17 protein-coding genes are annotated in these 20,478 nt (G+C 67.3%); 9 read left to right on the forward strand and 8 right to left on the reverse strand.

Annotated elements, in window-relative coordinates:
• Positions 1–241: 241 nt before the first annotated feature.
• The 7 genes from TEP_RS03900 (at position 242) to TEP_RS03930 (ending at position 10,533) form a co-directional block, all read left to right on the forward strand.
• Entirely contained in the window at positions 242–691 is a 450-nt protein-coding gene (locus tag TEP_RS03900) for a DUF2946 family protein (RefSeq protein WP_276321426.1), read from the forward strand.
• A 72-nt stretch (positions 692–763) separates the two neighbouring features.
• Entirely contained in the window at positions 764–2,827 is a 2,064-nt protein-coding gene (locus TEP_RS03905) for a TonB-dependent copper receptor (protein ID WP_132824337.1), read from the forward strand.
• A gap of 319 nt (positions 2,828–3,146) precedes the next feature.
• Positions 3,147–4,253 (forward strand): efflux RND transporter periplasmic adaptor subunit, encoded by a 1,107-nt coding sequence (locus TEP_RS03910; protein ID WP_132824338.1) that lies wholly within the window; start codon positions 3,147–3,149, stop codon positions 4,251–4,253.
• On the forward strand, positions 4,250–7,375 hold the full coding sequence (locus TEP_RS03915) for an efflux RND transporter permease subunit (protein ID WP_132824339.1): 3,126 nt from the start codon (positions 4,250–4,252) through the stop codon (positions 7,373–7,375). The genes TEP_RS03910 and TEP_RS03915 overlap by 4 nt, the downstream gene beginning before the upstream one ends.
• Positions 7,368–7,964, forward strand: a complete 597-nt coding sequence (locus tag TEP_RS03920; protein WP_132824340.1) for a GNAT family protein — start codon at positions 7,368–7,370, stop codon at positions 7,962–7,964. The genes TEP_RS03915 and TEP_RS03920 overlap by 8 nt, the downstream gene beginning before the upstream one ends.
• Positions 7,965–8,189: 225 nt before the next feature.
• Positions 8,190–9,707, forward strand: a complete 1,518-nt coding sequence (locus TEP_RS03925; protein ID WP_025874267.1) for an alanine/glycine:cation symporter family protein — start codon at positions 8,190–8,192, stop codon at positions 9,705–9,707.
• Positions 9,700–10,533: a TrmH family RNA methyltransferase gene (locus TEP_RS03930; protein ID WP_132824341.1), complete on the forward strand. Its 834-nt coding sequence runs from the start codon at positions 9,700–9,702 to the stop codon at positions 10,531–10,533. Before TEP_RS03925 ends, TEP_RS03930 begins: the two co-directional genes overlap by 8 nt.
• Positions 10,534–10,673: 140 nt before the next feature.
• On the opposite strand, the gene TEP_RS03935 is transcribed toward TEP_RS03930, so the two are convergent.
• The 4 genes from TEP_RS03935 to TEP_RS03950 form a co-directional block, all read right to left on the reverse strand.
• Positions 10,674–12,095 carry a M28 family peptidase gene (locus TEP_RS03935; RefSeq protein ID WP_132824342.1) on the reverse strand — a complete coding sequence of 474 codons (1,422 nt, stop codon included), beginning with the start codon at positions 12,093–12,095 and terminating at the stop codon, positions 10,674–10,676.
• A gap of 225 nt (positions 12,096–12,320) precedes the next feature.
• On the reverse strand, positions 12,321–12,725 hold the full coding sequence (gene mscL, locus TEP_RS03940) for a large-conductance mechanosensitive channel protein MscL (protein ID WP_025874272.1): 405 nt from the start codon (positions 12,723–12,725) through the stop codon (positions 12,321–12,323).
• Between the two features lie 55 nt (positions 12,726–12,780).
• A complete protein-coding gene (locus TEP_RS03945) occupies positions 12,781–13,497 on the reverse strand; it encodes a fumarylacetoacetate hydrolase family protein (protein ID WP_132824343.1) in 717 nt (238 codons plus the stop codon).
• Between the two features lie 70 nt (positions 13,498–13,567).
• A complete protein-coding gene (locus tag TEP_RS03950; RefSeq protein WP_132824344.1) occupies positions 13,568–13,849 on the reverse strand; it encodes a hypothetical protein in 282 nt (93 codons plus the stop codon).
• A gap of 178 nt (positions 13,850–14,027) precedes the next feature.
• On the opposite strand from TEP_RS03950, the gene TEP_RS03955 reads away from it, so the two are divergent.
• Positions 14,028–14,363, forward strand: coding sequence for a Rieske (2Fe-2S) protein (locus TEP_RS03955; protein ID WP_132824345.1), 336 nt, complete (start codon positions 14,028–14,030; stop codon positions 14,361–14,363).
• 314 nt (positions 14,364–14,677) lie between these two features.
• Here TEP_RS03955 and TEP_RS03960 read toward each other — a convergent pair whose 3' ends face one another.
• From TEP_RS03960 to thiS, 4 genes are all read right to left on the reverse strand, one after another.
• Positions 14,678–16,525 (reverse strand): SLC13 family permease, encoded by a 1,848-nt coding sequence (locus TEP_RS03960; protein ID WP_132824346.1) that lies wholly within the window; start codon positions 16,523–16,525, stop codon positions 14,678–14,680.
• 27 nt (positions 16,526–16,552) lie between these two features.
• Positions 16,553–17,287 carry a tRNA (guanosine(46)-N7)-methyltransferase TrmB gene (gene trmB / locus TEP_RS03965; protein ID WP_025874277.1) on the reverse strand — a complete coding sequence of 245 codons (735 nt, stop codon included), beginning with the start codon at positions 17,285–17,287 and terminating at the stop codon, positions 16,553–16,555.
• Complete coding sequence (locus tag TEP_RS03970; protein WP_132824347.1) at positions 17,287–18,096, reverse strand: thiazole synthase; 810 nt, start codon at positions 18,094–18,096, stop codon at positions 17,287–17,289. The genes trmB and TEP_RS03970 overlap by 1 nt, the downstream gene beginning before the upstream one ends.
• Positions 18,097–18,230: 134 nt before the next feature.
• The gene (thiS, locus tag TEP_RS03975) at positions 18,231–18,431 is read right to left on the reverse strand and encodes a sulfur carrier protein ThiS (protein ID WP_132824348.1); all 201 of its coding nucleotides are present in this window, start codon (positions 18,429–18,431) and stop codon (positions 18,231–18,233) included.
• 207 nt (positions 18,432–18,638) lie between these two features.
• On the opposite strand from thiS, the gene TEP_RS03980 reads away from it, so the two are divergent.
• Positions 18,639–20,471, forward strand: a complete 1,833-nt coding sequence (locus TEP_RS03980; protein WP_132824349.1) for an autotransporter domain-containing protein — start codon at positions 18,639–18,641, stop codon at positions 20,469–20,471.
• Positions 20,472–20,478 lie beyond the last annotated feature (7 nt).

The following is a 20,478-nucleotide window of genomic DNA, read 5'->3' on the forward strand; positions in this document are numbered from 1 at the left end:
GGGCGTGAGCCGCATGGATGCGGCGACCGAGCTTACATGGACGTACTTGCAGCGGCCCCCGCAACCGGACCCACCCCGCCTACCCACAGGAAGCCAGCTTTTGATGTTGCTGTTGCTGCTGAGGTTGCCGGCCAGCGGCCGGCATTACCGCAGGTGCAGGGCGCAGCCCTGCCGATAAACCCCCTCCTGCGACGGTTCGTCGCACGGTGCCTTCTGGAGGCACCTCTACACTAGCGCGGTGATCCGTACCGGCTGCCTCCGTCGAACCCTGCTCCAGCTCGCCTTCATCGCGACGCTGTTGATGGTGCTTGCGCCGCTGGTCAGCCGTGCGCTGCAGCAGCCGCAGGGTCAGATCTCTTCACCACAGGGAAGGGCTCTGACCCCATCCACAATGCATGGCGGCATGGACCATGCCCACATGCATCACGGCGACATTGCTGAGGGTCAGAGCCCTTTGCCGGGGCAAAGGGATCCGACCCCGCCCGCCGATCCGCACGCCATGCACGGCGAGGCCTGCGAGTACTGCGTGCTGGCCATGCGCCTGCTGCCGTGGCTGGCCGTGCTGGTGCTGCTGCTGCCCCTGCTGTGGCGGCCGAAGCCGGTGTTCCCATGGTCGCAGCCGCGACTGCCGCTGCTGCATTGGCCGGCACATGCTGCGCGTGGCCCGCCGCTGATCTCCACCGTCCGCTGATTTCCCTATCGAATCCGCCGCACGAGGCCTGCAAGGGCGTCGTGCGCGCGTGCGTACCTTGGAGCTGTTTCCATGAAAATGACTTTCCCCGCTGCGGGCGCCCGTGCGCGCCTGCCGTTTGCGCTTGGCGCTGCCCTGGCCGCGCCCTTCGCCCATGCCGCGCCCGCTGAAGAAGCGCGGACGCTGGATACGCTGGTGGTCACCGCCGCCGCGCCGTCCTCGCCACTGCATTGGGTGACCGATCCGCGCCTGCCGCGGCAGCCGGTACCGGCCAGCGATGGCGCCGATTACCTGAAGACCGTTCCCGGCTTCTCCGCCATCCGCAACGGTGGCACCAACGGCGACCCGGTGCTGCGTGGCATGTCCGGTTCGCGCCTGAACATCCTCAGCAACGACGGCAATCTGATTGGCGCGTGTCCCTCGCGCATGGACAACCCGCTGTCCTACATCTCGCCGGAGAGCTTTGATCGGCTGACCATCATCAAGGGCCCGCAGAGCGTGCGCTGGGGCGCGGGTGCCTCTGCGGGCACCGTGCGTTTCGAGCGTGATACCCCGCGTTTCGATGCGCCCGGGCTGCGTGCCGATGCCAGTGCGCTGGTCGGCTCACGCAACCGCAACGACCAGGTGCTGGACCTGACCCTGGGCAATCCAACGGGCTATGTGCGTGCCAGCGGTAATCGCTCCGAAGCCGATGACTACAAGGACGGCAACGGCGATGTGGTTCCGTCGAAATGGCGCAAGTGGAATGGCGACGTAGCGGTGGGTTGGACGCCTGACGCCGATACCCTGTTGGAGGTCTCCGCCGGTGCCGGCGATGCGATCGCGCGTTACGCGGGGCGCGGCATGGATGGTGCCGCGTTCGAACGCACCAGTTACGCCGCACGCTTCGAGAAGCGCAATCTGCCCGGGGCGTGGGACACGCTGCAGGCGAACGTGTACTACAACGAAGCCGACCACGTGATGGACAACTACACGCTGCGTACGCCGAACCCACACAGCATGATGCCGATGCCGATGGCGTCGAACGTGGATCGCCGCACGCAGGGCGGGCGCATCGGCGCCGAATGGCGCTGGCAGGACGTGCAGCTGGTGGCCGGCGTCGACGGCGAAGACAGCCGGCATCGCGGCCGCATGGGCATGGGCCGCGATACCTACAAGCAGGCGGACTGGAACACCGACGCCGATTTCCGCCGCTACGGTGCATTCACCGAACTGACCCTCGGTGTGGACACCGGGCAGCGTTGGATCGGCGGGCTGCGCATCGATCGTGCCAGCGTGCGCGATGCGCGTGCCGACATCGGCGGCATGATGATGGCCATGCCCAATCCCACCGCCGGCCAGCGCCGCAGGGAATGGCTGGGCAGTGGTTTCCTGCGCTACGAACAGGACCTTGCCGACGGCCTGACCTGGTATGCCGGGCTGGGCCACAGCCAGCGCATGCCCGACTACTGGGAACTGTTCTCGCCCGATCAGGGGCCGGCAGGTGCGGTGAACGCGTTCGCTGGCATCCAGCCCGAGCGCACCACCCAGCTCGACATCGGCCTGCAATACAAGGGCCCGCGCGTGCAGGCCTGGGTCTCGGCGTATGCGGGTCAGATCCAGGACTACATCCTGTTCACCTATCGCGGCAGCGGCATGATGGGCATGAGCCAGGCTGACAACGTGCAGGCACGCATCGCCGGTGCCGAGGCCGGCCTGCAGCTACAGCTGGACGACCAGTGGAAGCTGGGGGGCACGCTGGCCTATGCCTGGGGCGAGAACCGCGATCAGCATCGCCCGTTGCCGCAGATGCCGCCGCTGGAAGCGCGCCTGAGCGCTGACTGGGAAGGCCAACGCTGGAGTGCCGGTGCGCTGCTGCGCGCGGTCACCCACCAGCATCGGGTCGCGGACGGGCAGGGCAACGTGGTGGCGCAGGACCTGGGGACGAGCAGCGGCTTTGCCACGTTGGCGCTCAACGCGGCCTATCGCTTCAGTTCACAGCTGCAGCTCAGCGCCGGTGTCGACAACCTGTTCGACCGTGCCTACAGCGAGCATCTGAACCTGGCCGGCAGCGCAGATTTCGGCTTCCCGGCTGATCCGGTGCGCATCAACGAGCCCGGCCGCAGCCTGTGGATGAAGGTGAACTACCGGTACTGATCCGCCGGGCATGGCCCGGCGCTACCGGTGCGCCGGGCAAACAAGGCCTGTGTCCAAAAGAAAACGGGGTCGGATCCCCGCCAGGTTCCGACCCCGCCCGGCGCCCTCGGCCGGGCCCCTCGACTGTACGACGGTATCGCCGGCCATGGCGCGCCGGGATACATCCCGACATACGCCGACACCGTGCTGCGGACCCCCTGCATGGAATGGGCACACGGCGCTATCGCAGCCCCCGTTCCACGCCGGTAAACGCTTGGCACATACCGCTTTTGCGGGGCCTTGCCTACACTCGGCGGCCGTGCACCACTCAGGACGCTTCATGTTGGCTCGTATCGCTTCGACCCTGGCCCTTGGCCTCAGCCTGGCCGTGCTGGCCGGGTGCGCAGGCAAACAGGAGGCCGCCGCGCGTCGGCAGGGCGAAGCCGTGCCGGTCACCGCGCAGGTCGTGCAGGCGGTGCAGTGGAACGACACGCTGCAGGCGCTGGGCACGGCCAAGGCGCGCGAGTCGATCAGCGTGACCGCCAAGGTGAGCGAGATCGTCGAGCGCGTGCACTTTGAAAGTGGCCAGCAGGTCGCCGCCGGTGCGCCCCTCGTGACCCTGCGCGGGCAGGCCCAGGAGGCCGCATTGGTGCAGGCGCAGGCGACCTTCCGCGAAGCCGACCAGCTGTACAAGCGCCAGCGCGAACTGGCGGCGCAGCGGTTGGTATCCAGCGCGACCCTGGACACGCAGAAGTCGATCCGCGACGCCGCCGAAGCGCGGGTGGCACAGATGCAGTCGGACATCGGTGACCGTCGTGTGCGCGCGCCGTTCGCCGGCGTCCTTGGCATCCGCCAGGTCAGCCCGGGTACGCTGCTGACGCCGACCACGGTGATCGCTACCCTCGACGACGTCGAGCGCATGCACGTCGATTTCCAGGTGCCGGAAGTGGAACTGGCCGCGCTGACCATCGGCGACAAGGTGCAGGCCACCAGCGTGGCCTGGCCGGGCCGTACCTTCGAGGGCGAGGTCAGCACCATCGATGCACGCATCGACCCCGCCACCCGTGCGGTGACCGTGCGTGCCGACTTCGCCAACGGCGACCATGCGCTGCGGCCGGGCATGCTGCTCGATGTGCGCCTGTTCCATCCCGAGCGGCCGGCGCTGGTGATTCCGGAAATCGCCGTGGTGCAGGTCGGTCGCGATACCTTCGTGTACCGCATCAAGAGCGACGACAGCGTCGAGCGCGTGGACGTGGTGACCGGTGCGCGCCGCGCCGGCGTGGTCGAGATCAAGCAGGGCCTGGAAGCGGGCCAGCGCATCGTGGTCGATGGCACCGGCAAGCTGCGCCCAGGCCTGAAGGTCGCGGCCAAGGATGCGGCACCGGCCAGCGGTGCAAAGCCCGCTGACGCCGCTGCACCGGTCGCGGCCGAGGGCCACGGCGGATGAAGCTGTCCGACGTCTCCATCCAGCGGCCGGTGTTCGCCGTGGTGATGAGCCTGTTGCTGCTGGTGCTGGGGGTGATGTCCTTCACCCGGTTGACGCTGCGCGAACTGCCGGCCATCGACCCGCCGATCGTTTCGGTCTCGGTGGATTACACCGGTGCCTCGGCAGCGGTCATCGAGAGCCGCATCACCCAGGTGCTGGAAGACGCGCTGGCCGGCATCGAAGGCATCGATACGATCAACGCGCGCAGTACCAACGGCCGCTCGCAGGTCAGCATCGAATTCACCTCCAACCGTGATATCGAAGCGGCGGCCAACGACGTGCGCGACGCGGTCAGCCGCGTGGCCGACCGCATGCCCGAGGAGGCACGGCCACCGGAGATCGCCAAGGTCGAGAGCGATGCCGACCCGATCATCTGGTTCAACATGGTCTCCTCGACCATGGATACGCTGGAACTGAGCGACTACGCCGACCGCTACGTGGTCGACCGCTTCTCCAGCCTCGATGGTGTGGCCCAGGTCCGCATCGGTGGCCGCCAGCGCTATGCGATGCGCATCTGGCTGGACCGCGACCAGCTGGCCGCACGTGGGCTGACCACCGGCGATGTGGAAACCGCGTTGCGCAACGAGAACGTGGAACTGCCGGCCGGCCGCATCGAATCCACCGACCGCGACTTCACCCTGCGCGTGGAACGCAACTACATCAAGCCGGAAGACTTCGCGACCATCCCGCTGGGCAAGGGCCGTGATGGCTATGTGGTGCGCATGGGCGATGTGGCGAAGATCGAGCTGGCCTCGGCCGAGCGTCGCGCCTACTACCGCAGCAACGGCGAGCCCGGCATCGGCCTGGGCATCGTCAAGACCTCCACGGCCAATTCGCTGGACGTGGCGCGCACCGCGCGCGCCGAGGCCGAACGTGTCGCGCTGACCCTGCCCAAGGGCACGCAGATCTTCGTTGCCTTCGACAACACCACCTTCATCGAGGCTGCCGTCGACCGCGTGTACGCCACCCTGGTGGAGGCGATGATCCTGGTGCTGGCGGTGATCTGGCTGTTCCTCGGCAGCTTCCGCGCGGCGTTGATTCCTGCGGTCACCGTGCCGGTATGCCTGGTGGCGGCGTTCATCGCGCTGTACGCGTTCGACTTCTCGATCAACCTGCTGACCCTGCTGGCGCTGGTGCTGTGCATCGGCCTGGTGGTGGATGACGCGATCGTGGTGGTGGAGAACGTGCAGCGCCGCATCGACCTGGGCGAACCGCCGCTGGTGGCGTCCAAGCGGGGTACCGGGCAGGTGGCGTTCGCGGTGATCGCCACCACCGCCGTGCTGGTAGCGGTATTCCTGCCGGTCGGCTTCCTGGAAGGCAATACCGGGCGCCTGTTCCGTGAACTGGCGGTAGCCCTGGCCGCCGCCGTCGCGCTGTCGGCGTTCGTCGCGCTGACGCTGACGCCGATGATGGCCTCCAAGCTGCTCAAGCCGCATACCGGGCAGGCACCGCGCGGGCTGCACGGCTTCATCAACCGCAATCTGGAACGCCTGGCCGGCGCCTACGGCCGCGTGCTCGATCACCATGTCGATCGCACCTGGATCTACCTGCTGGTGATGGCTGCTGCGTTGGCGGCCAGCTGGCTGCTGATCAAAGTGCTGCCTTCGGAACTGGCCCCGGCCGAAGACCGTGGTTCGTTCCAGATCATGATCGACGGCCCGGAAGGCGCCGGCTATGACTACACCGTGCAGCAGGTGCAGCAGGTCGAAGCGCTGCTGGCACCGCACGTCGGCGCGGACAAGCCGATCGTGCGCGCCAACCCGCGCGTGCCCGGCGGTTTCGGTGCCAGCGAGGAAATGCACACGGGCCGCGTCAGCGTGTTCCTGCAGCCGTGGCGCCAGCGCAGCGAAGGCACGCCGGAAGTCGCCAACGAACTGCAGAAGGAGCTGGACACCATCCGTGGCGTGCGCGTACGTACCCAGGTCGGTGGCGGCCTGGTACGCAGTGGCGGGCAGCCGTTCCAGATCGTGCTGGGCGGCCCGGAATACGCCGAGATCGCACAGTGGCGCGACCGCATCCTGCTGCGCATGGCCGACAACCCCGGCCTGGTCGGCGCGGACTCGGACTACAAGGAAACCCGTCCGCAGATGCGGGTGAACATCGACCGCCAGCGTGCCGCCGACCTCGGCGTGCCGGTCACCGCGATTGGTTCGGCGCTGGAAACGATGATGGGCTCGCGCCGCGTCACCACCTTCGTCGACAACGGCGAGGAGTACGACGTGCTGGTCCAGGCCGGCCGTGATGGCCGCGCCAGCCCCGCCGATCTGGCCGCGATCCGCGTGCGTGCGACCTCCGGCGAGCTGGTGCCGTTGTCCAACCTGGTCACGCTGAGCGAAGTGGCCGAGGCCGGAACCCTGAACCGCTTCAACCGCCTGCGCTCGATCACCATCAGTGCTGGCCTGGCACCGGGCTATCCGCTGGGCGAGGCCATCGCCTGGGCCCAGCAGGTGACCGGCGAGGAGCTGCCGCAGTACGCACAGGTGAACTGGAAGGGCGAATCGCGCGAGTACCAGAGTGCGGGTGGTGCGGTGCTGCTGACCTTCGCCATGGCCCTGTTGGTGGTGTACCTGGTGCTGGCCGCGCAGTTCGAGAGCTTCATCCACCCGCTGACTATCATGCTGACCGTGCCGCTGGGCGTGCTTGGTGCGCTGGTTGGCCTGTGGCTGAGTGGCGGCACGGTGAACCTGTTCAGCCAGATCGGCATCGTCATGCTGGTCGGCCTGGCGGCCAAGAACGGCATCCTGATCGTCGAATTCGCCAACCAGCTGCGCGACGATGGCCGCAGCGTGCGCGAAGCGATCATCGAATCGGCGATGGTGCGCCTGCGTCCGATCCTGATGACCTCGATCGCCACCGTGGTCGGTGCCATCCCGCTGGTGGTGGCCGGTGGCCCGGGCTCGGCCAGCCGTGGCACCATCGGCATCGTGATCATCTTCGGCGTCACCCTGTCCACCTTCCTGTCGCTGTTCGTGGTGCCGGCGTTCTACGCGCGGCTGGCCCCGTATACCCGCTCGCCGGAGGCGGTGAAGCGCGAGCTGGAGAAGCAGGAGGCCGACTCGCCGTCGGTGGGTGGGCATGCCTGAGCCGTCTGCCAACGAGGGCGGCGTCGGGGTCGGATCCCTTGCCGAGGAGGAACGGGCTCTGACCCCACGCTTGCAAGGCAACGGATTCGTCCTGCGCCCCTGGCGCAGAGATGACCTGCAGTCGCTGTTGCATCACGCCAACGACGCGGACGTCTCGCGCGGGCTGCGTGACCGCTTCCCGTATCCATACACCCGCGAGGATGGCGAAGCCTTCCTGGGCGGACGCGTGCTGGCCCCGGGTACGCTGAACCTGGCCATCGAGATAGAGGGCCAGGCCTGCGGCAGCATCAGTGCCCAGCGGGGCGTGGCCGAGCGCGGGCATACCGCGGAACTGGGCTACTGGCTCGGCCAGGCCCATTGGGGGCAGGGCCTGATGACCGCTGTGGTCGGCCTGTTCGCGCCCTGGGTGATGGATGAGCTTGGCCTGTTCAGGCTGCAGGCCACGGTCGTCGACTTCAACCTGGGCTCGGCCCGGGTACTGGAAAAGAACGGTTTCCAGGAGGAGGGCGTGGAGCGCTGCGCCCTGTACAAGCGCGGCGTCCTGCATGACCTGCGCCGCTTCGCCCGGGTACGCAGGCAGCTGCCCTGAAAGGCCGCCGGGCATGGCCCGGCGCTACCGTGGGGGCACGGTCATTGCCGGTCGCCGGGCACGGCCCGGCGCTACCCGTGGTGCGGCCGGCATGCCCGGTAGCGCCGGGCCATGCCCGGCGGATCCCTTCCGGCGCTATCGCAGCGACCTTCGATCAGGGAGAATCGACCGGTCCCTTCCAGCCGACGGGACGTCCTTACAACCCGCCGACTGGAGAGAGCGCGCGTGGAAGCTACCGTACATTTCATCAACAGCATCATCTGGAGCAAGGCGCTGATCTTCATGTGCCTGGCCGCCGGCCTGTTCTTCAGCCTGCGCACCCGCTTCATGCAGATCCGTGGTTTCGTCGAGATGTGCCGCCTCACCGTGTCCGGTGAGAAGTCCGACGCCGGCGTGTCCTCGTTCCAGGCCCTGGCCATGTCGATGGCCGGCCGCATGGGCATCGGCAACATCGCCGGCGTGGCCACCGCCATCGCCTTCGGCGGCCCCGGCGCGATCTTCTGGATGTGGGTGATGGGCTTCCTCGGCGCCTCCACCTCGTATGTGGAATGCACCCTGGCGCAGATCTACAAGACCAAGGATGCCGAAGGCCGCTACCGCGGTGGCCCGGCCTATTACATCGAAAAAGCGATGGGCCTGAAGTGGTATGCAATGGCTTTCGCCATCGCCACGATCATCGCCGCCGGTTTCCTGATGCCCGGCGTGCAGGCCAACGCGATCGCCGACAGCGTCATCAACGCCTGCCGCGGTACCGCGCTGTGCGGTCCGCTCGATGGCCAGGCCTTCGGCATGGAATCGGCGCAGGCGCTGAAGCTGGGCATCGGCATCGTCGTCGCCCTGCTGCTGGGCGTGGTGATCTTCGGTGGCGTCAAGCGCATCGCCAACTTCGCGGAAGTGGTGGTGCCGTTCATGGCCGCCGGCTTCATCCTGATGGCCATCGTCATCATGATCATCAACTACGACCGCGTGCCGGAAATGTTCGGCATCATCTTCAAGAGCGCGTTCGGCACCCATGCCGCGTTCGGCGCGATGATGGGCCTGGCGGTGGAGTGGGGCATCAAGCGCGGCATCTACGCCAACGAGGCCGGCCAGGGCTCGGGTCCGCACGCTGCGGCGGCCTCCGAGGTCTCGCACCCGGCCAAGCAGGGCTACGTGCAGGCGTTCGCCATCTACTTCGACACCATGATGGTGTGCACCGCCACCGCCTTCCTGATCCTGGCCAGCGGCACCTACAACGTGTATTCGCCGGTCGCCGGCGCCGCGCCGATCTTCCAGGGCCTGGCCGGCATTCCCGAAGGTGCGGGCTACGCGCAGGCGGGTGTGGAAGCGGTGCTGCCGGGCTGGGGCTCGGCCTTCGTGTCGGTGGCGATCTTCTTCTTCGCCTTCACCACGATCATGGCCTATTACTACATGGCCGAAACCAACCTGACCTACGTCAACCACAACAAGCGCCGGCCGCTCACCGTGCTGCTGCTGCGCCTGGGCATCATCGGCATGGTGGTGTTCGGTGCCTTCCACAACGCCACCCTGGCCTGGGCGCTGGGTGATATCGGCGTGGGCCTGATGGCCTGGCTGAACATCATCGCCATCCTCATCGTGCAGAAGCCGGCCATGCTGGCCCTGCGCGATTACGAACGACAGAAGAAGCTCGGTCTCGACCCGATCTTCGACCCCGATGCCCTGGGCATCAAGAACGCCGATTTCTGGCGTCAACGCAAGCTGGAGTTGTCCCGTAGTGAATGATCCCTGGAAGAATGCCCGCCGCCCGTCGTCGCGACCGCCGCGGGCCACCCCGCTGCCACCGCGTGAGGGCGGCACCCCGCCACCGCCGGGGCGGGGCAACGACGAACTTCGCCTGTACGGCTGGAACGCGGTGCAGGCGCTGTTCGCCAAGCGTCCGCAGGCGCTGCGCAAGCTGTACCTGGTGGAATCGCTGATTCCGCGCATGCAGCCGGTGCTGAAGTGGTGCGTGGCCAACCGCGTGGGCTATCGCGTGGTGGAGGAGGGCGACCTCAACAAGCTGGCCGCCACCACCCACCATGAAGGCCTGGTGGCCGACGTGCTGCGCGCGCCGGTGTTGCCGCTGGCGCAATGGCTGGCCGACCTGGGCGAAGGCCCGGCGCTGGCACTGTGGCTGGATGGCGTCGGTAATCCGCACAACTTCGGTGCGATCCTGCGCTCTGCCGCGCACTTCGGCGCCAAGGCGCTGCTGCTGCCGGCCAGCAGTACGCTGGCGTTGTCCGGCGCGGCCGCACGCGTGGCCGAGGGCGGCGCAGAGTCGGTGCCGCTGGTGCAGTTGCCTGAGGATGCAGAAGCGATGGCGCAGCTGCGCGCGGCCGGTTTCGGCCTCGCCGCGACCCTGGTCGAGGGTGGCGATAACGTGTTCCGCACTTCGCTGCCGGCCCGCCTGGTCTACGTGATGGGCGCGGAAAGCGAAGGCATGGATCGCGGCCTGGCCAGCCAGTGCGACCAGCAGCTGTCGATTCCCGGCAGTGGCGCGGTTGAAAGCCTGAATGTCGCTTCCGCCACGGCCGTGTTGCTGGCGCAGTGGGTCAGCCAGCGCGGCTGAGCGGTGCAGGGGGGGCGAACCTTGGTTCGCACCCCGATTGCCGCTGCACTCGCCGGGCATGGCCCGGCGCTACCAATGCGGAATCTCCCCTGGTGGGTGCGGACCTGGGTCCGCACCGTTCCTGCCGCGCCGTTACCGCATCACTCGTTCGGCGGCGTGGTTGCCTTGGCTTCGCTACCGAAGTTGCCATCGGCCTCGGCCGCCAGGTAGGCAAACACGGTGTAGGCCGCCACGTTCTGTGCCAGCGCCTTCGGGTCGATCTTGTCGAGGGTGTCGTCGGCGGTGTGGTGCAGGTGGAAGTAATCCGAGCCATCCTGCGCCAGCCACGCCCATGCGCCACCCTTGGCGGCCAGCGGACCGACATCCGGCCCCGGGCCACCCTTGTCGGCCTGGTACTCGATGCCGAGCGGCTTCATCACTTCGGCAATCTGCTTCGTCGCTTCGCGCGAGCCTTCCGGGTTCGGCGAACCGGTGTTGAAGGCGTAGATGCGGCCAGCACCGAAATCGCTCTCGGCGGCCAGCTGGTGCAGGGCTACATCCTTGGCATGCGCCTCGGCGTAGGCCTTGCCGCCATACAGGCCCTGTTCTTCGTTGGCGAAGGCGACCACGCGGATGGTGCGCTTCGGCGCCTGCTTCAGCTGGCCGATCAGGTGGCCGGCGGCCATGGTGATGCCCACGCCTGCGCCGTCATCGACCGCGCCGGTGCCCAGGTCCCACGAGTCCAGGTGTCCACCGATCACCACCACTTCCTTCGGCAGCGTGCGGCCGGTGATCTCACCGATCACGTTGTACGAGGTCGCCGTGCCATCCCAACCGCAGTCCAGTGCGACCTTCACCGTGGTTGCGCCACGGGCAAGCAGGCGCGCCAACTGGTCGGCGTCGGGCACCGACAGCGCCGCCGACGGCACCGGGGTCAGGCCGTCATCAAAGCGAGTGATGCCGGTGTGCGGCACGCGGTGCGAATCGGTACCGGCCGAGCGCATCAGGAAACCGATCGCGCCCTTGCGGATGGCCTCGGACGGGCCCTTGCTGCGGATCGCGCCGCCACGGCCATAGTCGCGGCCATCGCGGAACGGCAGCATCTGATAATCGACGAAGGCGATCTTGCCCTTCAGCGAACCCGCCGGTGCGGCCTGCAGCGCGGCCAGATCGGCAAACCGCACTACCTCGGCTTCGACCGTACCGCCCGGGCTGCCACCCAGCGCGGTGATCTGCAGCGGTTGCGGGCTCCTGCCGGTCACGGCGGCGTGTTCACTGCGGCGCTCCCATTTCGGGAAGGTCACCGGTTCCTTCCACACCTTGTCAAAACCCAGTGCCTTGAACTTGGCTTCTGCCCAGGCCACGGCACGGGCGTCGGCCTCGCTGCCGGCGATGCGGGGGCCGATCTCGGTGGTCAACGATTCGACCACCTTCCAGCCGGTGTCATCAGCCAGCGCCTGGTCGCGCAGCTGCGCGGCGGTGGCCAGCGAAGCCGGCGGCAGGGTGGTGGCATGCGGCGCCGCGAAGGCCGGCGCGGCCAGCAGGGCGAGGGAGGATGCGATGGCAAGGACGCGGCGACGCATGGACAGCTCCGGGAAGGGTGTAAGCCTTGGAGCTTAACAGTCGTTCAGCGCAGCGCATGGGCGGGAGGTCATGGCCGGCGCGGATGCTGTTTTCCGCCAGATGCAGCAAAGCGAAAGCCCCGCCGTAGCGGGGCTTCCGCACGCCTCTGCAGTAGCGCCAAGCATGGCCCGGCGAGCGCAGCGGCAGGATGGCGTTCCGCCGGGCATGGCCCGGCGCTACCCACCTTATTTCTTCAGGCTGTCGCGGATCTCGCGCAGCAGCACCACTTCCTCGGCCGGCGCTGCCGGCGCCGCTTCCTTCTTGCGCGACAGGCGGTTGATCACCTTGATCACCAGGAAGATGGCGAAGGCCACGATCACGAACTGGATCAGCGTGTTGATGAAATCACCGTAGCCGATCACCACGGCCGGGATTTCCTTGCCATCAGGCCCGATGCTGGCCGGCGACAGCGTCCACGCAAGCTGCGAGAAATCGACCTTGCCGATCAGCATGCCCAGCGGCGGCATGATGATCTTCTCCACCAGCGCGGTGACGATCTTGCCGAAGGCCGCGCCGATGACCACGCCGACGGCGAGGTCGATGACGTTGCCGCGCATCGCGAATTCCTTGAACTCGGTGAGCATTCCCATTGTTGTTTTTCTCCTGAGGGCGAGGGGGGCAGCGCGAAGGGTAGCGCAGCTGATGTCAGCCGGCGATCACGCCGTGGCGCTCGGCCACGTTCTCAAGGCGTGCACTGAAACGGTCGCCGGGCTTCAGGGCGGCCACGCCAGACGGCGTACCCATGAACACCAGGTCGCCGGCGCGCAGCTGCCACAGCTTGGACAGCTCGTGCAGGATCTCCGGCACGTTCCAGATCATCTGGTCGAGCAGGGACTGCTGGCGTACCTCGCCATTGATCTCCAGCGACAGGTTGAGCGCGGCCAGATCGCCAACTTCACCGGCGTGCACGATCTCGCTGATCGGTGCAGAGGCATCGAAACCCTTGGCCGAATCCCACGGGTGGCCCTTCTCCTTGGCGGCCGCCTGCAGATCACGGCGGGTCAGGTCCAGGCCCACGGCATAGCCATAGACCAGGGCCTCGGCGTCGGCCACGGCCAGCTCGCCGGTGGGCGCGTCACGGCCGATCGCCACCACCAGTTCCACCTCGTGATGCAGGTTGCTGGTGGCAGGCGGATAGGGGATCACATCGTCGTGGCCGACCACGATGGCGTCGGCCGGCTTGGTGAAGAACATCGGGCGGCCGCGATCATCTGCTGCGGGCACGGCAGCACCCATCTCACGCGCGTGGTCGGCGAAGTTGCGGCCGACGCAGTAGATGCGGTGCACGGGAAAGCTGCCGCCGCCAACAACCGGTACACGCGGCGTGGCTGCAGCAGGGATCACATCGGAGACATCGGACATGCGGGCATCCAGGAAGGGAGTGCCCGCAGTCTAGAACGCAGCAAGGCCCGCCGTCAGCGGGCAGCGTCGATCAGCGCGAGGACGGCAGCGCCGACTTGCGCACCACGTGGTACTCGCCCTCGACCACGTTCGGGTCGACCGGGCGGCTCGGGCCGGACTTGCGCGAAGCCAGCAGCTTCCACGCCAGGCCCACCAGGATCATGGCGGCACCGACGAATACGCCGATGAACACCATCGCGGCCAGGATCGCCAGGCCGAGCAGGCCGACGGCAACGCGCACCAGCGGATGACGCGGCTTGCGCGGGGCAAACAGGGTGCGGAACTGGTTGAAGGCGAAATCGCGATTGAACATGGTGGCTCGATAGGCTGGAAATCAGCGAGCCATGAGTATCAGCAGCTGCCACTGTCATTGAGTGAAAAACTCGTTAAATATAGCCTTGGCTTATTACGGATCAATGACTTGTGTTCATGTCGCAGCTAGTCACATGACCTGGCGTGCGACAATGCGCGATTCCGTCCGAGCCCTCGCCATGACTGCCGCTGTTGCCCTGATCACCCTGGATGCCATTGCCGATGGCGCGTTTGCCGAGGTTGAAGCGGTGGTCGATGGCGATGCCGAGTCGCTGCTGCTGTACCGCGACGGTGAACATGTGCGCGCGTTCCTGAACATCTGCCCGCACGCGGGCCGCCGTCTGGACTGGGCACCCGGCCAGTTCCTGAAGAGCCGCGAAGGCCATCTGGTCTGCGCCGCCCACGGCGCCTCGTTCGCGCTGGACAGTGGCGACTGCATCGCCGGCCCCTGCAAGGGCGACCGTCTGCGCGCAGTGCCGGTGGATGTGCGGGATGGACAGGTCTACCTGGCCTGAGGCATCGGTGTGCGGACCAACGGTCCGCACCCACCAAGTTCAGACCCCACCAAGTTCAGACCCCCACATCAGCGAAACGTCCAGGAATCCATCCACGCCTGGCGTGGATCTACCGTGTCGACCAAGGTCGACACCCACCCACAGCAGCACAGAATGCCGTTCCGACAGCGCGCGGAAATCTGTCGAAGGCGGGGTGGGTCCGGTTGCGGGGGCGTGAGCGCCATGGATGGCGCGACCGAGCTTACAGGGACGTACTTGCAGGCTGTTGCCGTTGCCTCTGCGGGTGCAGGGCGCAGCCCTGCAGAGAAGGCCCCTCAGAACATCAGGTTGATCATCACCACCACCACACAGGTGTAGATCAGCGACAGCGGGCCGCCAACCCGCCACATCTCGCGCGGGGTGTAGTTGGCCGGGCCGGTGATCATTGAAATCACCGGGTTCGACGCCGTCATCAGGTTGTTGGACGCCGACAGCGCCACGATCAGCGCGAACGCCGTGGGATTGCCGCCGGCCGCCAGCGCCAGGTTCACCGCGATCGGCACCATCACGATGGTCGCGCCCACATGGCTGATCACCAGCGAGAACACCGTGGTCAGCAGCGCCAGCGCCAGTTCCAGCACCCAGATCGGAATGCCGGTGGGCAGCTTGTCGATGGTATGGCCGGCCACCCATGCCGCTGCGCCGCTGGAATCCATCGCCCAGCCGAGCGGAATCAGCCCGGCCATCATGAATACCGTCTTCCAGTTGATCGAGGCATAGGCCTCGTCCATGCGCAGCACGCCGGTCAACAGCATCCCGGCCACGCCGGTCATCAGGGTCAGCGCCACCGGCAGCTTGCTGGTCAGCGCGATCAGGATGGTCAGGGCGAAGATCGCCATGGCGATCTTGAACTTGTGCGGGCGCTGCTCGCCGGTGGGGTAATCGGTGACCACCACGAAGTCACGGCTCTTGGCGGCCTGCGCCAGATCAGTCCAGATGCTGTGGAAGACCAGCATGTCGCCGGCGCGCAGCTGCACATCGCGTACATCCTCGCGGATCACCTGCTTGTCGCGGTTGATCGCCAGCAGGCTGATGCCGCGTTCCTTGCGCAGGCGCAGCTCGCCTGCGGTCTTGCCGATGACGCCGGAGGTCGGCGGCACCACCGCTTCGGAAATGCCAGCGCGGCTGGGATTGAACAGGTCACCGAGGTGTTTCAGGCGCGAGGACATGCGCAGGAACTGGTTCTGCGCGAAATCGTGGATCTGCTGGCGCGGGCCCATCGCACCGAGCACGCTGCCGACCCATATGCGCATTTCCGCAGGCGGTGCCAAGCGGGTGTCATTGCCGGTCTTCAGTGCCAGCAGCAGTGGCGCGTCATGCAGGTTCTCGGCCTCGCCCAGGGTCATGCCGACCAGCGGGCTCTCGGCGGTGACCACAAGCTCGAACACGTCGCCTTCGATGCCGTAGGTCTTGGCGAAGTAGCTCTCGGTGCGGGCCGGCGTGGTGCCGTCGTTGACCAGGCTTTCCTCTTCCACCAGCTTGCGGTCGCCGTAATAGCGGAAATACAGCAGTGAGGCGATCAGCAGGGCGACGCCGATCGGCAGCGGCGCGAACATGCGCAGCGGCTCGATGGTGGCCAGGCCGGAGGGCAGGTTGTTGTTGGCCGAGGCCAGCAGATCGTTCAGCAGGATCAGCGGTGAGTTGCCGACCATGGTCAGCGCGCCGCCCATCACGATCGCCGCCGAGATCGGCAGCAGCAGGCGCTGCATGGTCAGCCCGGTGCGCGCGGCCAGGCGCGAGGCGACCGGCAGGTACAACGCCATCACCGACGGGTTCTGCATGAAGGACGAGTTCAGGCCGGCGATGGCCGTGGTCATCATCAGCAGCCGCTGCTCCACGCCATGGCCACGCCGCAGCAGCCAGGCCGCGAGCCGGTTCAATGCACCGGTACGGTCCAGGCCTGCGCCGAGGATGGTGGTGGCGATGATGCTCATCACCGCGTTGCCGGAGAAGCCGCCGAAGATCTCCTCCGGCGCGATCAGGCCGGTCACGCCCAGCACCACCAGCACCACCAGCGCGACCACGTCGGCGCGGATGCGCTCGAACAGGAACATCGCCATTGTGAAGCCGACCAGCCCGAGCACGAGCTTCATGTCAGTGGTCAGCGTCAGCGCGGTATCCATGTGGGGCGCGGCGTCCTCAGGCGTTCATCAGGTGCGGTCGTACAACAGGTCCCAGACGCCATGGCCGAGCTTCTGGCCGCGGGTCTCGAAGTGGGTCTGCGGGCGCCAGTCCGGGCGCGGCACGCTGCCACGCGGACCGGCACGGTTGACCAGGCCGGGGGTGGCATCGAGCACGTCCCACATCTGCTCGGCGTAATCCTCCCAGTCGGTGGCACAGTGCAGGCGGCCACCGGGGCGCAGCTTGCGCACCAGCAGCTCGGCAAAACCCGGCTGGATCAGGCGACGCTTGTTGTGGCGCTTCTTGTGCCACGGGTCGGGGAAGTAGATGCGCACTTCGTCCAGCGCGCCATCGGCGATTTCCTTTTCCAGCACTTCCACTGCGTCGTGGTGGTACAGGCGCACGTGGTCGGCGTTGTCGTCGGCCAGCGCGTTCAGCAGGCGGCCCACGCCGGGCGCGTGCACTTCCAGGCCGATGTAGTCGCGGCTGGGGTCCTGCTGCGCGGCGAAGCGCAGCGCGGCGCCGTTGCCGAAGCCGATTTCCAGCACCTTGTGTGCATCGCGGCCGAAGGTGGCGTCCAGATCACGCGGTTCACCGCTGAAATCCAGGCCGAAACGCGGCCAGCGCTCGTCGAACGCGCGCTGCTGGGCCGGGGTGAAACGGCCCTGGCGCAGCACGAAGCTGCGCACTTCACGGCGGCCTTCGTTGACCGTGAACGGCTTGGGCGGTGCCTTCGAACCGGCGCTGTCGAATGGATTGGTCATCAGCCGATCAACCCATCGATCGGCGAGGACGCACTGGCATAGCGCTTGCGCGGAATGCGGCCGGCCAGGAACGCCTCGCGGCCGGCTTCCACGGCCTTGCGCATGGCGCTGGCCATCAACACCGGGTTGCGCGCGCCGGCGATGGCGGTGTTCATCAGCACGCCGTCGCAGCCCAGCTCCATCGCGATCGCCGCATCCGACGCGGTGCCCACGCCGGCGTCGACGATGATCGGCACCTTGGCATCTTCGATGATCTGCAGCAGGTTGTACTTGTTCTGGATGCCCAGGCCCGAGCCGATCGGCGCGGCCAGCGGCATCACCGCAGCGCAGCCGATCTCTTCCAGGCGCTTGGCCAGGATCGGGTCGTCGGAGGTATAGACCATCACCTCGAAACCGTCCTTGACCAGCTGTTCGGCGGCCTTCAGGGTCTGCACGACGTCCGGGTACAGCGACTTCTGGTCGCCCAGTACTTCCAGCTTGGTCAGGTTGTGGCCGTCCAGCAGTTCGCGGGCCAGGCGGCAGGTGCGCACGGCATCCTCGGCGGAATAGCAGCCGGCGGTGTTGGGCAGGATGGTGTAACGGTCCGGCGGCAGTACGTCCAGCAGGTTCGGTTCGCCCGGGTTCTGGCCGACATCTTTGTTGAAGAACGGGGTGCGGCGGATGGCCACGGTGACGATCTGGGCGCCCGCGGCCTCGGTGGCCAGGCGGGTTTCTTCCAGATCCTTGAACTTGCCGGTGCCGGTAAGCAGCCGCGAGCTGTAGGTCTTGCCGGCGATCACCAGCGAATCGGGGGAGACATGAGCGTTCATGACGCGATTATCGCTTATCCGCCCGAAGATGGGGTCGTCACTTCGACGCCGCCGGGCATGGCCCGGCGCTAACGGAACGGATGCGCAGGGTAGCGCCGGGCCATGCCCGGCGAGCGCGGAGCGCGGGCTTTGCTTCAACCACCGCCAAGCGCATGCACGATCTCCACCACATCGCCCTCGGCCAATGCATGCTCGGCATGACGGCTGCGGCTGACGATCTCGCCGTTCACCTCCACTGCCACCCGGCGTTGCAACAGCTGCTCGGCCGCGAGCAGGTCCAGGAGGGTCGCCGGAGCGGGCAGGGTGCGGGGTTCGCCATTGAGCTGGATGTTCATGGGGCCATTGTCGCTGATCGCCGGTTCGCATCGGAACCGTTGCAAGTTGTGCGCGACGCCTGCACCGGCAAAGCCCGCCGGGCCTGGCTCGGGCGACAATCCATGCGGCGGCGCAGCGTGAGCAATTGGCGGCGCAGTGAAACCATTCACCGTGCGCCGGCGTACGTGCGTCGGATCCTCAAACGATACCCCCACAGGAGTTTTTACATGCTGCTCAGCAAACGCCCGATCCGCTCCCTCATGGCGGCCGCGATCGCGCTGGCCGCGCTGCCGGCCATGGCAGGCGAATCCCCGTTCACCCGTACCGTGTTTTTCGGTGACAGCCTCACCGACAGCGGCTACTACCGTCCCCTGCTGCCGGCGGAGGCGCGTCCGGTCGCCGGCCAGTTCACCACCAACCCCGGCCTGGAATGGGCGCAGTTCGTCGCCGACTACTACGGCACCAATGCGTCCCCCAACGGCAACGGCCAGACCGGTGACAATTACGCGGTCGGCGGTGCCCGCGTGGGTACCGACCTGACCCAGCCGGCCTTCGGTAACGTGCCGGTGCCGTCGCTGAAGACGCAGATGGCCAGGTATCTCGCCGCCAACGGTGGCAAGGCCGACCCGAATGCGCTGTACACCGTGTGGGGCGGCGCCAACGACCTGTTCTCGATCACCGCTCCGGCCCAGGCCCCGGCCGTGATTGGCGCAGCGGTGACCGACCAGATCGGCATCGTGGCCAGCCTCAAGCAGGCCGGCGCGCAGTATGTGCTGGTGCCGAACCTGCCCGACGTCGGCATCACCCCCGGGTTCATCGACCGCGGCGCAGCGGGCCAGGCGCAGGGTACCGCCCTGTCCACCGCGTACAACAAAGCGCTGTACGGTGGCCTGAAGCAGGCCGGCATCGACTTCATCCCGCTCGACACCTATACCCTCCTGCACGAAATCATCGCCAACCCGGGGATGTATGGTTTCAGCAACGTCACCGGCCGCGCCTGCCTGACCGCGTCGTCGCTGACCTGCAGCCCGCTGGCCTACGCCCGCCCGGATGCCGCCAGCAGCTACCTGTTCGCCGATGATGTGCACCCGACTTCGGGCGCGCACCAGATGCTGGGCCAGTACGCCATCTCGATCCTGGAAGGCCCGCGCCTGCAGCAGGTGCTGAGCCACTCGGCACAGACCATCGGCCGCTCGCGCGCCGACCAGGTCAGCCTGCACCAGGCCGGCCGCCCGGCCGACGGGATGTCGTGGTGGGGCGGCGTGCGCGGTGACATGCAGCGCTACGACCACGCCGATCTGTACGACGGCTTGGCCCCGGCCGGCCTGTTCGGCGTCGACTGGGCGCGTGACGGCATGGTCTTCGGTGGCTTCGCCGGCTTTGGCCGCCTGAATGCCGATTTCGGCAACAGCCGCGGCGACTTCACCCAGAAGGACACCACCGCCGGTCTGTTCGCCGGCTGGTACGGCGACCGCATCTGGGTCAATGGCCAGGTCAGCTACACCTGGCTGTCCTATGACGTGAACCGCAAGGTCCAGCTCGGCCCGGCCACCCGCGAACACGGTGGCTCGCCGGACGGCAGCAACCTGACCGCCGCCCTGAACGCCGGTTACGAGTTCGGCACCGAAGGTGGCTTCCGCCACGGCCCGATCGCCTCGGTGATCTGGCAGCAGGTCAAGCTCGACGGTTACACCGAAAGCGCCGATGCCGGCACCCTGGCCACCGCGCTGGGTTACGGCAAGCAGGATGTCGATTCCACCGTCGGCCGTATCGGCTGGCAGGCCCGCTTCGACGGCGGCACCGTCAAGCCGTACGTGCAGGTGACCTACGACCACGAGTTCGAAGACACCAAGCAGGCCAGCGCCTGGGTGCAGAGCCTGCCGGACGTGGGCATGTACCGCGTGCCGGGCATGGACTTCGACAAGAACTATGCAACCGCCATCCTGGGCGCGCGCATGGAGCTGTTCGGCCTGCAGAGCAACATCGGCCTGAGCGCCACCACCCTGCAGAAGCGTGCGCAGGACGCGACGCTGTTTGCCAGCTTCAGCGGCAGCTTCTGAGGCACAT

The organism is Stenotrophomonas sp. TEPEL (assembly GCF_004348785.1).
Taxonomy (GTDB): domain Bacteria; phylum Pseudomonadota; class Gammaproteobacteria; order Xanthomonadales; family Xanthomonadaceae; genus Stenotrophomonas; species Stenotrophomonas indicatrix.

What these genes read in the sequence shown, in the direction of transcription:
- TEP_RS03905 (WP_132824337.1), top strand. Translation starts at nt 764, where the DNA reads ATGAAAATGACTTTCCCCGCTGCGGGCGCCCGTGCGCGCCTGCCGTTT.
- TEP_RS03910 (WP_132824338.1), top strand. Translation starts at nt 3,147, where the DNA reads ATGTTGGCTCGTATCGCTTCGACCCTGGCCCTTGGCCTCAGCCTGGCC.
- TEP_RS03915 (WP_132824339.1), top strand. Translation starts at nt 4,250, where the DNA reads ATGAAGCTGTCCGACGTCTCCATCCAGCGGCCGGTGTTCGCCGTGGTG.
- TEP_RS03920 (WP_132824340.1), top strand. Translation starts at nt 7,368, where the DNA reads ATGCCTGAGCCGTCTGCCAACGAGGGCGGCGTCGGGGTCGGATCCCTT.
- TEP_RS03935 (WP_132824342.1), bottom strand. Translation starts at nt 12,095, where the DNA reads ATGCGTCGCCGCGTCCTTGCCATCGCATCCTCCCTCGCCCTGCTGGCC.
- mscL (WP_025874272.1), bottom strand. Translation starts at nt 12,725, where the DNA reads ATGGGAATGCTCACCGAGTTCAAGGAATTCGCGATGCGCGGCAACGTC.
- TEP_RS03945 (WP_132824343.1), bottom strand. Translation starts at nt 13,497, where the DNA reads ATGTCCGATGTCTCCGATGTGATCCCTGCTGCAGCCACGCCGCGTGTA.
- TEP_RS03950 (WP_132824344.1), bottom strand. Translation starts at nt 13,849, where the DNA reads ATGTTCAATCGCGATTTCGCCTTCAACCAGTTCCGCACCCTGTTTGCC.
- TEP_RS03955 (WP_132824345.1), top strand. Translation starts at nt 14,028, where the DNA reads ATGACTGCCGCTGTTGCCCTGATCACCCTGGATGCCATTGCCGATGGC.
- TEP_RS03960 (WP_132824346.1), bottom strand. Translation starts at nt 16,525, where the DNA reads ATGGATACCGCGCTGACGCTGACCACTGACATGAAGCTCGTGCTCGGG.
- trmB (WP_025874277.1), bottom strand. Translation starts at nt 17,287, where the DNA reads ATGACCAATCCATTCGACAGCGCCGGTTCGAAGGCACCGCCCAAGCCG.
- TEP_RS03970 (WP_132824347.1), bottom strand. Translation starts at nt 18,096, where the DNA reads ATGAACGCTCATGTCTCCCCCGATTCGCTGGTGATCGCCGGCAAGACC.
- thiS (WP_132824348.1), bottom strand. Translation starts at nt 18,431, where the DNA reads ATGAACATCCAGCTCAATGGCGAACCCCGCACCCTGCCCGCTCCGGCG.
- TEP_RS03980 (WP_132824349.1), top strand. Translation starts at nt 18,639, where the DNA reads ATGCTGCTCAGCAAACGCCCGATCCGCTCCCTCATGGCGGCCGCGATC.